Below are 12,723 nucleotides of genomic sequence, written 5' to 3'. Positions count from 1 at the left end.
ATGACAAAAATAGCACCATCCATTTTATCAGCAGACTTTTCCATTTTAAAAGAAGAAATCCTAGATGTTGAGAAAGGTGGAGCAGATTATATCCATGTAGATGTTATGGATGGCCACTTTGTTCCTAATATTACAATTGGCCCACTAGTAGTTCAGTCCATTCGCCCAATTACGTCTCTACCATTAGATGTTCATCTAATGATTGAAAATCCAGATCAATATGTAATTGAATTTGTTAAAGCGGGTGCGGATATTATTACGGTACATCAAGAAACATGTACACACCTGCATCGAACGGTGCAAATGATAAAAAATGCTGGTGTGAAGGCAGGTGTCGTTATTAACCCTGCTACGCCAGTAGAGTTGATTAAGCCTATTTTATCTGAAGTAGATCTTGTCTTACTCATGACGGTTAATCCAGGATTTGGTGGGCAAGCGTTTATACCAAGTGTACTTGAAAAAGCAAACACACTTAGCATGTGGCGTAAGGAATTGGGCTTATCATTTGAAATCGAAGTAGATGGTGGGGTAAATCCCGATACTGCAAAACAGTGTAAACAAGCAGGTGTTGACGTACTAGTTGCTGGAAGTGCGGTCTTCAATAAACAGGATCGACAGCAGGCAATGGATAACATAAGAAATGCGTAAAAAAAGATTGCCATTTGGCAATCTTTTTTTACGCAAAGCGTAGTATTCTGCGGGAACGATTGTATAGCACTTGTTACACTAGACCTGGAAGAAATAAAATTTATACAAGGTTAGTCAACATATAAACAATGTACATTAAAGAGCAAAATTTACAACAAAGAGTCATGCAAGAAGATTGAAGTAAATCAAAAAGTAGGTGAAAAGTATGTCAACAATAGCGATTGTGGCAGGTGGACCAAAACAACAAATTCCGCAACTCGATGATTTCTGTACAGGAGTTACAACATGGATTGGTGCTGATCAAGGGGCAATCACGTTACTAGATGCAGGAATTACTCCTGATTTAGCAATTGGTGATTTTGATTCAATTACGGATTCACAGAAAGAGATTGTTAAACAAAAGGCATATTCTTTTCAAGAGTATCCGATTGAAAAGGATGAAACCGATCTAGAATTAGCAATTGATTCAGCTATAGCCGCTGGTGCCAATAAAATCTATTTGTTTGGTGTAACTGGCGGTAGAATGGACCATGGGATGGTCAGTGTTCAACTATTGTATCGTCTACTAAAAGACTCAGTGGAGGGTGTAATTATTGATCAAGCGAATTTAATTCAACTTTATTCTCCTGGTACATATCATATCAAGGAAGATAAAAATTATCCAAATATCTCATTTTTGCCATTTTCAAAACAAATTTTCGGCATATCTTTAGAAGGTTTCTACTATAAATTAAGTAATGCTGATATATCTTGGGGATCAACACTCTGTATATCGAATAAGCTTCTTTTAGAAAAAGGTACTTTTTCGTTTAATGAAGGCATACTATTAGTAATAAGGAGCCGCGATGTACTCATTTGATGTTTTTATCATAGGATAATCTGAGCGATCTTTATTGCTATTTGGAAAAAGAGGAGGGGGATATGATGAAGTTTTATACCTTTAAACTCCCGAGGTTCATTGGTGGCTTTGTACGTGCAGTGATGGGTACATTTAAAAAAGACTAAGGTAAAAAGGTTCAGGGCGTCCGGTAAACGACGTACGAACTAAATTGAGCAAGGAAACGATGAACAGAGTAATCGAGTTGACTTATCGTGCGAAGTTGAAGAAAATTGCGCTAACTTTAGCGCTAGAGCCGGACGTAATTAGCTTAGCATGGCCTACAACAAGAAAAATGTATTATTTCTTACAAAACAAAAAAAGCACCATTTGGGTGCTTTTTTTGTTAGCTTTTATTGATGACTATACGCGTTCTACTTTGCCCGACTTAAGTGCGCGAGCAGAAACATAAACACGCTTAGGTTTTCCATCAACCATAATACGAACTTTTTGTACGTTAGCTTTAAAGTTACGTTTGTTAGCATTCATAGCGTGTGAACGGTTGTTACCTGTGGTAGTTTTACGACCAGTTACAACACATTTGCGTCCCATGTAAATCCCTCCTACTACCATGTATATCTTTACATACTAATATAATTTATCATAGGTAGGCAATTAATGCAATATATGTTTGTAATTATATCAAGAATTATTGCTTGACAGAATTTCCATTTTCGTCCATTGTATAAAGGGGTTTACTATTATATGCATGCATTTGGTGGTATTAACTAAATGAATAAATTGACATATAATTGAATCTTAAGTCTTAGAAAATGGCTCTCAGATCACTTAATGTACCCGTTGTCATTGTAACAGCTTTTATATTTTTATAAGATATAGTAAAATAAGCTTAACTATTAAGGATTATGCCAAGGAGGATTCTATATGTCCATTGAACTAAATACAAAAGATGGTCATGTCACAATAACGACAGATGTGATTTCTACAATAGCAGGCGGTGCAGCGATCGAATGTTACGGTATCGTCGGAATGGCGTCAAAAAATCAATTAAAAGATGGGATTGCTGAAATATTACGAAAAGAAAATTTTTCCCGTGGTGTTGTCGTTAGACAAGAGGAAGAAAATCTACACATAGATATGTACATAATAGTTAGTTATGGTACAAAAATTTCAGAAGTAGCTCACAATGTACAGTCACAAGTAAAGTATACCTTGGACAAGACGTTGGGTTTATCAATTAACTCTGTTAATATCTTTATTCAAGGTGTAAGAGTAGCTAACGATTAAAAAGTTCAGATTAAAAGGGATACTTTTTCTTTGTTTCATTTAAATAAAAGGGAAAGGCACGATCAATATCTAGATCGTTTAGAAGGAGGAAGTTGTAAGTGACGTTACGAACGTTAGATGGAAATACATTCGCACAAATGGTACTCACTGGAGCAAACCATTTAACGAATAATGCGCAAATGATAGATGCTTTAAATGTCTTTCCTGTACCAGATGGGGATACAGGAACAAATATGAACTTATCCATGACATCAGGGGCAGAGGAAGTAAAGGTTGCAAACAATCAACAAGTAGCAGAAGTTGCTCAAGCACTTGCTAAAGGACTATTAATGGGAGCTAGAGGTAATTCTGGTGTTATTTTATCCCAGTTATTTAGAGGGTTTGCTAAAGGTGTCGAAGGAAAAACGACACTATCCACTATTGATTTTGCTAAAGGTTTTGAGGAAGGTGTAAATACTGCGTACAAAGCTGTGATTAAACCTGTTGAAGGCACCATTTTAACGGTTGCCAAGGATTCATCAGCAAAAGCAAAGGAATTAGCAAGTTCTACAGATAACGTAATTGAGTTCATGGAAGGCGTTGTAAAAGCAGCGAAGGCTTCCTTGCAATCCACACCAGACTTGTTGCCTGTTTTAAAAGAAGTTGGAGTAGTTGATAGTGGTGGCCAAGGTCTTGTTACTATTTATGAAGGGTTTCTTGCATCATTAAAAGGTGAAGAGTTACCTGAAACTTCTGAGACCACTGTTGACTTAGAAGATATGGTGAATGCAGAACATCATAAGTTAGCTCAAGACTTCATGGATACAGACCAGATAGAATTTGGTTATTGTACCGAATTTATGGTTAAATTCGAACAGGATAAATTGCAGCAACACCCTTTCAGTGAAGAGGAATTTAGAAATGAACTTAGTGAATATGGAGACTCATTACTCGTTGTTTCTGATGATGAATTAGTAAAAGTGCATGTTCACGTGGAATATCCAGGTGAAGTAATTAATTTGGGACAACGGTTTGGAAGTTTTGTCAGTATAAAAGTTGAAAATATGAGACAACAGCACACATCGATTGTTGGAGATAAAAAGGAACCAGCAAAACCTGCTGAAAAATTAGAAAATGCCATTGTGTCAGTAGCTATGGGAGATGGTATCAAAGAATTATTGGAAAGCCTTGGTGTTAATGTTGTCATCCAAGGTGGACAAACCATGAATCCGAGTACACAAGATATTACGGATGCAATTAATCAAGCTAATGCGAAAAATATTGTCATCCTGCCAAACAATAAAAATATTGTTATGGCAGCAGAACAAGCAGCGAAATTAGCTGAAGAAAATGTGGTAGTTGTACCAACAAAAACAATCCCACAAGGAATGAGTGCATTACTAGCCTATCACCCAGAAGCAGAACTTGCTGATAATAAAAAGAACATGATTGAAGCAAGTAAACAAGTGAAAACAGGTCAAATCACATATGCTGTTCGTGATACACAAATTGAAGGAATGACAATTGAGAACGGTAATTTTATGGGGTTAGCCGATGGGAAAATTAAAGCGACCGATAAAGACCAATTAGAGGCAACAAAATTACTCATACAAGAAATGCTTGATGAGGATGATGAAATCATTACGATTCTTCAAGGGGAAGATGCAAGTGATGAAGAGGTGCAGAAGTTAGAACAATACATTGAAGACAACTATGATGAAGTTGAAATTGAAATTCATAAAGGAAACCAACCAATTTATTCTTATATAATTTCAATTGAATAGAAGTTTTTATAAAGTCCCTGTTGTCATTCAGGGGCTTTTTTATGTCGCATAAGCTGTATTATACGACATAACCTTGCTTTCTTTTGCTCACTCTTAATAATGTGAGTACTTGAATGTCGCTACGGAAATACACCTACGCTTTCCGTGGGTGGCTGATGAGCCTCCTCGCTCGTTCCTCGCTGTGGGGTCTCATCTAGGCCATTCCTCCCACAGGAGTCTCCGGTGTATTTCCTTCGCTGTTTGAGTGCATTGTATTTTTTGCAATTTTTACTTTGTCAAAGTAAGCAAAATGTCATCTATTAGAAAAGCTATTTTAAGTTTAATACAGATTTTATAGTGTCAGAACTTATAAGCTTTTTCTTCATGGTGGAGAACGCGACAAAGTGTTAATTTTCACGGCAAACACTCGCTATTAATCAGAAAACTAACACCAGCGAAGGCAGAATACGTAGACTCCTATGGGAACAGCACGAGCTGAAGATCCACTTGGTAAAGCGGTTTTCTTTACCAAGTTAGCTGAAGCCGTGCCCATGGAAAGCGTAGTATTCTGCCGTGGCGTTGGTATAACACTTATTCCAATCAGAATAGTAGAAAGCAAACTACATGGTTATGTCGTATAATACAGCTTATATGCATTTGGCATAATTAGAATAGAAGGTAAATGTTCTGAAATTTTAAAAGTGTTTTCATCGGATGGATCCTAATAACAAACAGCAGATTAAGATGGGCTATCATTTAAATAAACACGAACAAAGCTAATGGTGATGGCTCAAGTTATCCTTCTTTTTTAGATTTGAACACGTTATACTATAGAAAGAGCATTTTTTAAATAACATCTGACAGGTGGTGAATGTATGAAATATAAATCTGTTTTCGATATTATTGGACCTGTTATGATTGGACCTTCAAGCTCACATACTGCAGGTGCAGCTAGAATTGGTCGGGCAACACGTACATTGTTTGGGAAAGAACCAACATGGGCAGAAATCCATCTATATGGTTCATTTGCTAAGACATATAAGGGTCATGGTACAGATGTGGCGATTGTTGGAGGATTATTAGACTATAATACAGATGATACAAGGATTAGTGATTCACTTTCAATTGCTAAACAAAAAGGTATTAACATACAATTTTTCCAAGATGACGCAGCAACAGATCACCCTAATACGGCAAGAATTAAAATGGGTGATGGAACGGATCAACTCGAATTAGTTGGTATTTCCATTGGTGGTGGAAAGGTGGAAATTACGGAATTGAATGGATTTGAATTACATCTTTCGGGGAACCATCCTGCAATACTAGTAATGCATAATGATCGTTTTGGTGCGATTGCATCTGTTACAAAAATTTTAGCAAAACACGAAATTAATATTGGGCGAATGGAAGTTTCACGAAAAGATGTCGGGCAAGAAGCATTAATGGTGATTGAAGTTGACCAAAATGTGGATGATTCCATTGAAAAAGAATTACGCGGGGCAGATCACATCTTGCACATTACGAAGATTGTAGATTAAAAGTTACATCAAGAGGAGGGAACGCTTTGTTTCGAAATGTTGCTGAGTTATTAGAAATAACGGAAAAACAAGGTATTTCCATTTCAGAAGTGATGATTCAACAGGAAATGGATGTTCAAGAGAAATCTAGGCATGAAGTGATGGGGCAAATGGATCGCAACCTACAAGTTATGGAAGATGCTGTTGAACAAGGGTTGAGTGGTGTTAGCTCGCACTCGGGTTTAACCGGGGGAGATGCGGTGTTATTACAAACCTATATGAATGATCACCAACCGTTATCAGGGACGTTATTGTTAGATGCGGTAAGTAAAGCTGTGGCAACAAATGAAGTCAATGCTGCAATGGGAACGATTTGTGCAACACCAACTGCTGGTAGTGCTGGTTGTGTTCCAGGTGCTTTATTTGCCGTTAAAAATAGATTGCAACCAACAAGAGAACAAATGATTCGATTTTTGTTCACATCTGGGGCGTTTGGATATGTAGTTGCTAATAATGCTTCTATCTCAGGGGCTGCAGGTGGTTGTCAAGCTGAAGTTGGTTCTGCTGCAGCGATGGCATCTGCTGCGGTTGTTGAAATGGCGGGAGGTGCACCTAAACAAAGTGTAGAAGCATTTGCTATCACACTAAAAAATATGTTGGGATTAGTATGTGATCCTGTTGCGGGATTGGTTGAGGTTCCATGTGTAAAACGAAATGCAGCAGGGGCCTCAAACGCAATAGTTTCTGCAGATATGGCGCTTGCCGGCATTACTAGTAGAATTCCTTGTGATGAGGTGATAGGAGCGATGTACAGAATAGGTCGCTCAATGCCGACTGCTTTAAAAGAAACTGCTGAAGGTGGATTAGCAGCAACGCCAACTGGCAGGGCACTTGCCGCTAAGATTTACGGAATGCCGCTAGAGAAAGAGTGAGAAAATTGTTAAATGAATCAGTCATTCATGTTAAAGGGATCGGGGAAAAATTTTGTCAACAATTAGTGGATATGGGGATTGAAACGATTGAGGATTTAATGTTTCATTTCCCTCATCGCTATGATAGTTATGAGATTAAACCGCTTAGTGAATTAATTCATGACGAAAAAGTAACCATTGAAGGGGAGGTCATTGGTGAGCCTTCCCTTACCTTTTTTGGAAAAAGAAAATCAAGGCTTGTCGTTCAACTGCAAGTCGAACAAGTTGTGGTTAAGGCTGTGATGTTTAATCGTGCCTTTGCCAAGAAACAGTTAAATCAAGGGGATGCTGTAACGATGACCGGTAAATGGGATCAGCATCGCTTGCAAATCACCGTGAGTCATTATAAAAAAGGAACAGCAAAAAGTGAGACATCTATTCAACCAATCTACCCATTAAAAGGATCTGTAACGAATCAACAATTGAAAAAAGCGATTCGGACTGCATTGAATCAATACGGAGAATACATACAAGAACTATTACCAGATCAGTATTTATTAGAATATAAGCTTCCTAATCGAACTCAGGCACTTAAACAAATGCACTTTCCGACCAGCTTCCAAGCCTTAAAACATGCAAAGCGCAGATTTACATATGAAGAGTTCTTACTATTTCAATTGAAAATGCAATGGATTCGAAAACGGACCAAAGAAGCAACAGTTGGTAATAGTCAAACATATGACCAACATAAAGTACAATCATTCATTTCTAGTTTGCCTTTTCCGTTAACTAATGCTCAGGATCGATCGCTACGTGAAATTTTGGATGATATGAAATCACCTTATCGTATGAATCGATTGTTACAAGGAGATGTAGGATCAGGAAAAACAGCTGTAGCTGCAATTTGCATGTACGCATCGATTACCTGTGGAAAGCAAGCGGCCCTGATGGTTCCAACTGAAATTCTTGCTGAACAACATTATCAATCGTTGCTCGATATGTTTGATGGGCTTGCTGAAGTAGTACTATTAACAGGGTCCGTCAAAGGGAAAAAACGTAGAGAAGTACTAGAGAAAATTCAAGAGCAAAAAGCTGATATTGTAATAGGAACACACGCCTTGATACAAGATGAGGTTGTGTTCAAAGACTTAGGTATGGTAATTGTTGATGAGCAGCACCGTTTTGGTGTCAATCAGCGTAGAATTTTAAGGGATAAAGGATTGATGCCCGATGTCTTATTCATGACTGCTACTCCAATCCCTCGTACTTTAGCAATATCTACTTTTGGAGATATGGATGTATCACAAATAGATGAAATGCCCCAAGGTCGGAAGCAAGTTGACACCTATTGGGTGAAAGATAATATGTTTGATCGTGTCTTGAAGTTTATTGAAAAAGAGGTTGATAACGGGCATCAGGCCTATGTTATTTGTCCATTAATTGAGGAATCAGATAAGCTAGATATTCAAAATGCGGTTGATTTATTTACAAATTTACAACACTATTTTGAACCAACTATTCATGTCGGTCTTATGCATGGAAGGCTACAAGTGGAAGAAAAAGACGAGGTAATGAAACAATTTGCTTCTAATGATATCCAAGTATTAGTATCTACTACCGTGGTAGAAGTAGGTGTAAATGTTCCAAATGCAACTGTTATGGTAATCTATGATGCGGAACGTTTTGGTCTTTCCCAATTACATCAATTACGAGGTAGAGTTGGAAGAGGAGCATCACAAAGTTATTGTATTCTCATTGCGGATCCAAAAGGAGAAGTGGGCAAAGAAAGAATGAAAATAATGACGGAAACAACCAATGGATTCGAACTATCTGAACAAGATTTGCAGTTAAGAGGACCAGGTGATTTCTTTGGGAAGAAACAAAGTGGTCTACCAGAATTTAAAGTTGCCGATGTCGTTCACGATTACCGTGCTCTAGAGACTGCTAGAAAAGATGCACATCAACTAGTTAATTCAGGCGCTTTAGAAACTGATCCTGCTTATGAAAAGTTAAATCAATTGTTAACGGAAGATCATATACTTTCCGGTACGTTATTAGATTAATTTATTATTCTTATTAAAAATTTTGAAAGTTTCGCTTAAATAAGGTGATGCTTGCATTATTTTTATTGGTATTATATATTACTATTAGTACCTAGTCATAAAAATGTTATTTGGTGTTAACGGGAAAACTGGACGGTGTAGAAAATGAAGAAAACGAAAAAAGAAAGACAAAAGCTATTACAATCGACAATAGAAGAAATGCCGTTTATAACCGATGAAGAATTGGCAAAACGCTTTGAAGTGAGCATTCAAACGATTCGCTTAGATCGAATGGAACTAGCGATACCTGAATTAAGGGAACGGATAAAGTCTGTTGCGATGGTAAAGGCACTTCCAATTGAAGAAGTAATCGGAGAAATTATTGATTTGGAATTAGATAAACGAGCAATATCTATTTTAGATATTGGCGGGGAACATGTCTTTTCAAGAAATAGAATTGCTAGAGGACATCACCTTTTTGCACAAGCTAATTCATTGGCAGTTGCTGTTATTAACGATGAACTAGCATTAACTGCTCGATCGGAAATTAAGTTTACCCGTCAAGTAAAACAAGGGGAACGTGTTGTAGCCAAAGCACATGTCATCGATAACCATTATAATGACAGAACTACCGTACAAGTCGATAGTTATGTTGAGAATGAACAAGTTTTTAGTGGAGTTTTTGATATGTTTCGATCGAATCAACCAAAAGGGGACGTTGACAATGAAAATAGCAATTGATGCAATGGGCGGGGATAACGCACCAAAAGAAGTTGTGTTAGGTGCGATGGAAGCAGTTAAACATATCCCAAATTTACATATCACTTTAATTGGGGATCAACAAACGATTACCCCAATTCTATCGGAAACCTCTAATATTGATGTGATCCATACAGATGAAGTCATTACTGCAGAGGATGAACCAGTCCGTGCTGTTCGACGTAAGAAAAATTCCTCCCTCGTACAAATGGCAAAACAAGTGAAAGAAAACAAAGCGGATGCTTGTATTTCTGCTGGGAATACGGGTGCATTAATGAGTGCTGGCTTATTTGTTGTTGGTAGAATTAAAGGTGTAGATCGCCCAGCGTTAAGTCCAACATTACCTACGCAAGATGGAAAAGGATTTCTTTTACTTGATGTGGGAGCGAATGTAGATGCGAAAGCACAACATTTACTTCAATATGCGATTATGGGGTCGATCTATTCAGAGAATGTACGAGGTATAAAAGCACCAAGGATTGGATTGCTTAATGTGGGAACAGAAGATAAAAAAGGAAATGAACTTAGTAAAAAGGCTTTTCAATTATTAAAACAAGCACCTATAAATTTTGTTGGTAATGTCGAAGCGAGAGATCTGCTAAATGGTGTGGCAGACGTCGTTGTTACCGATGGGTTTACGGGTAATATTGCACTAAAGACAGTGGAAGGTACGGCACTTACCATGTTTTCGATGATCAAGCAGACGTTTATGTCTAACTTTAAAACGAAATTAGCAGCAGGTCTTGTTAAATCCGACTTAAAAGGATTAAAAGATCAATTAGATTACTCTGAATATGGTGGAGCAGGATTATTTGGTCTAGCAGCACCTGTGATTAAAGCACATGGTTCTTCCAATGCTAGGGCAATATTTAATGCAATACAACAAGCATGCCACATGGTTGAACATAATGTAACACCTACAATTCAAACTACCATGGAAACGTTACAAGTCGAAGGGGAGGAAGAATAACAATGAAGCGAGTTGCTTTTGTTTTCCCAGGCCAAGGATCACAATCAATTGGTATGGGAAAAGAACTATATCAACACTTTCCAATTGCGACAAAATTATTTGATCAGGCAGATCAGTTGTTGGAAACTTCTTTAACAACATTAATGTTTGAAGGACCGGATCAGGAATTAACACATACAGCTAATGCACAACCCGCATTGCTGTTAACAAGTGTCGCTATTAATAATATTTTAAATGAACACGGAATTTTTCCAACAGTAACAGCAGGACATAGTTTAGGCGAATACAGTGCTCTAGTTGCTTCTAACGCTTTAACATTCCAAGAAGCATTACCTTTAGTTCGCAAAAGAGGCCAATTAATGGAACAAGCCTATCCTAAGGGGAAAGGGACAATGGCTGCTGTACTGGGGTTAGATAGCGATGAAATTCAACGTACACTGGATCAAGTGAATCAGCAAGATGAAGAAATGGTGGACATTGCGAATATGAATTGTCCAGGACAAGTAGTAATTTCTGGTACGGTCCAAGGGATAGATAAGGCAACAGCTTTACTAAAAGAAAATGGTGTGAAAAGAGTGTTACCATTGAATGTAAGTGGGCCTTTCCACTCAAGGTTAATGAAGCCTGCAGCCGAACAATTTGCCGAACAACTTGATAATGTTAATGTGAACAATGCAGACATTCCAATCTACGCAAATGTAACGGCTGATCGTGTTTCAACTAACGAAGAGATTGCGGATTTACTTGTCAAACAATTGTATTCACCTGTTCGCTTTGAAGAAACAATTGAAAAGTTAATAGCTGATGACTTAGATGCAATTGTTGAAGTTGGAAATGGAAAAGTATTAACAGGCTTAGTAAAAAAAGTAAATAGAAGAACGAAAACATTCACCGTACAAGACCCGGAATCAATTGACAAGTTTATTAAGTGGTATAAGGAGGAAGCCTAATGTTACAGGGAAAAGTTGCCTTAGTTACAGGTGCTTCTAGAGGGATAGGTAGAGCTATTGCCTTAGAATTAGCTAGGCAGGGAGCAAAGGTTGCCGTTAATTATGCAGGTAGTGAGGCAAAAGCACAACAAGTAGTTGAGGAGATCCAAGAACTTGGGGCAGAAGCAATGATGATACAAGCGAATGTATCCAATGAATCGGATGTCAAAGATATGATCAAACAAGTTGTTGGGTCTTTCGGTAGCTTAGATATCTTAGTGAATAATGCCGGCATTACCAGAGATAACTTATTGATGCGTATGAAGGAAGAAGAGTTTGATGACGTAATTCAAACCAACCTTAAAGGAGTTTTCCTTTGTACTAAAGGTGTAACAAGACAAATGATGAAGCAAAAAAGTGGTAGAATTATTAACATTGCTTCCATTGTCGGAGTTAGTGGCAATCCTGGACAAGCTAACTATGTCGCAGCTAAAGCTGGGGTTATCGGTTTGACAAAAACGACAGCCAAAGAATTAGCGACAAGAAATATTTTGGTTAATGCTGTTGCGCCTGGATTTATTGAAACAGATATGACGGATGAATTAACGGAAGAGCAAAAGTCAAGTATGTTGGAACTTATTCCGTTAGAGAAATTAGGGAAAAGTGAAGATGTTGCAAAAGTCGTTCGCTTTTTAGCGTCTGAGGATGCCAATTACATTACCGGCCAAACAATTCATGTTGATGGTGGTATGGTGATGTAACATAACATTGCTACGATAACTTTGAAAGGGGGTGAAACAAAATGGCAGAAGCATTTGATAAAATCAAACAAATTATTGTTGATCGTTTGGATGTAGAAGAGTCTAAAGTAACAATGGAAGCTTCATTTAAAGATGATTTAGAAGCAGATTCTCTTGACGTTGTGGAACTTGTTATGGAACTTGAAGATGAGTTTGATATGGAAATTTCTGATGAAGATGCAGAAAAAATTGCAACGGTAGGAGATGCTGTTAATTACATAAACAGCAATCAATAATACTTTATGACTAAAACAGTACTATCCCACTTATAGAGTAAGTG

Annotated in this window: 14 protein-coding genes; 13 read left to right on the top strand and 1 reads right to left on the bottom strand. The window is 37.6% G+C overall.

Annotation, left to right across the window (positions count from 1 at the left end):
• From rpe to spoVM, 3 genes are all read left to right on the top strand, one after another.
• The gene (gene rpe, locus FCI53_RS00980; protein WP_138414922.1) at positions 1–648 is read left to right on the top strand and encodes a ribulose-phosphate 3-epimerase; all 648 of its coding nucleotides are present in this window, start codon (positions 1–3) and stop codon (positions 646–648) included.
• A gap of 205 nt (positions 649–853) precedes the next feature.
• Complete coding sequence (locus FCI53_RS00975) at positions 854–1,507, top strand: thiamine diphosphokinase (protein ID WP_138414920.1); 654 nt, start codon at positions 854–856, stop codon at positions 1,505–1,507.
• A gap of 62 nt (positions 1,508–1,569) precedes the next feature.
• Complete coding sequence (gene spoVM, locus FCI53_RS00970; RefSeq protein WP_342774155.1) at positions 1,570–1,653, top strand: stage V sporulation protein SpoVM; 84 nt, start codon at positions 1,570–1,572, stop codon at positions 1,651–1,653.
• Between the two features lie 235 nt (positions 1,654–1,888).
• Here spoVM and rpmB read toward each other — a convergent pair whose 3' ends face one another.
• On the bottom strand, positions 1,889–2,077 hold the full coding sequence (gene rpmB / locus FCI53_RS00965) for a 50S ribosomal protein L28 (protein ID WP_138414918.1): 189 nt from the start codon (positions 2,075–2,077) through the stop codon (positions 1,889–1,891).
• 333 nt (positions 2,078–2,410) lie between these two features.
• On the opposite strand from rpmB, the gene FCI53_RS00960 reads away from it, so the two are divergent.
• The 10 genes from FCI53_RS00960 to acpP all read left to right on the top strand — a co-directional run bounded on the left by FCI53_RS00960 (position 2,411) and on the right by acpP (position 12,679).
• Positions 2,411–2,773: an Asp23/Gls24 family envelope stress response protein gene (locus FCI53_RS00960; RefSeq protein WP_138414916.1), complete on the top strand. Its 363-nt coding sequence runs from the start codon at positions 2,411–2,413 to the stop codon at positions 2,771–2,773.
• Positions 2,774–2,871: 98 nt separating this feature from the next.
• The gene (locus tag FCI53_RS00955) at positions 2,872–4,536 is read left to right on the top strand and encodes a DAK2 domain-containing protein (RefSeq protein WP_171038022.1); all 1,665 of its coding nucleotides are present in this window, start codon (positions 2,872–2,874) and stop codon (positions 4,534–4,536) included.
• An 854-nt stretch (positions 4,537–5,390) separates the two neighbouring features.
• A complete protein-coding gene (sdaAB, locus tag FCI53_RS00950) occupies positions 5,391–6,053 on the top strand; it encodes an L-serine ammonia-lyase, iron-sulfur-dependent subunit beta (RefSeq protein WP_138414913.1) in 663 nt (220 codons plus the stop codon).
• A 26-nt stretch (positions 6,054–6,079) separates the two neighbouring features.
• On the top strand, positions 6,080–6,964 hold the full coding sequence (sdaAA, locus tag FCI53_RS00945) for an L-serine ammonia-lyase, iron-sulfur-dependent, subunit alpha (protein ID WP_138414911.1): 885 nt from the start codon (positions 6,080–6,082) through the stop codon (positions 6,962–6,964).
• 5 nt (positions 6,965–6,969) lie between these two features.
• Complete coding sequence (recG, locus tag FCI53_RS00940) at positions 6,970–9,006, top strand: ATP-dependent DNA helicase RecG (RefSeq protein WP_138414909.1); 2,037 nt, start codon at positions 6,970–6,972, stop codon at positions 9,004–9,006.
• A 144-nt stretch (positions 9,007–9,150) separates the two neighbouring features.
• Positions 9,151–9,726, top strand: coding sequence for a transcription factor FapR (fapR, locus tag FCI53_RS00935; RefSeq protein ID WP_138414907.1), 576 nt, complete (start codon positions 9,151–9,153; stop codon positions 9,724–9,726).
• On the top strand, positions 9,710–10,714 hold the full coding sequence (plsX, locus tag FCI53_RS00930; protein ID WP_138414905.1) for a phosphate acyltransferase PlsX: 1,005 nt from the start codon (positions 9,710–9,712) through the stop codon (positions 10,712–10,714). Before fapR ends, plsX begins: the two co-directional genes overlap by 17 nt.
• Positions 10,715–10,716: 2 nt before the next feature.
• Complete coding sequence (fabD, locus tag FCI53_RS00925; RefSeq protein WP_138414903.1) at positions 10,717–11,664, top strand: ACP S-malonyltransferase; 948 nt, start codon at positions 10,717–10,719, stop codon at positions 11,662–11,664.
• Complete coding sequence (gene fabG / locus FCI53_RS00920) at positions 11,664–12,404, top strand: 3-oxoacyl-[acyl-carrier-protein] reductase (RefSeq protein ID WP_138414901.1); 741 nt, start codon at positions 11,664–11,666, stop codon at positions 12,402–12,404. The genes fabD and fabG overlap by 1 nt, the downstream gene beginning before the upstream one ends.
• Positions 12,405–12,445: 41 nt before the next feature.
• Positions 12,446–12,679, top strand: coding sequence for an acyl carrier protein (gene acpP, locus FCI53_RS00915; protein WP_138414900.1), 234 nt, complete (start codon positions 12,446–12,448; stop codon positions 12,677–12,679).
• The last annotated feature ends 44 nt before the right edge of the window (positions 12,680–12,723 follow it).

This window comes from Aquibacillus sediminis (genome assembly GCF_005870085.1).
In the GTDB taxonomy this organism is placed as follows: Bacteria; Bacillota; Bacilli; order Bacillales; family Amphibacillaceae; genus Aquibacillus_E; species Aquibacillus_E sediminis.
This window is presented reverse-complemented; position numbering and strand designations above follow the sequence as displayed.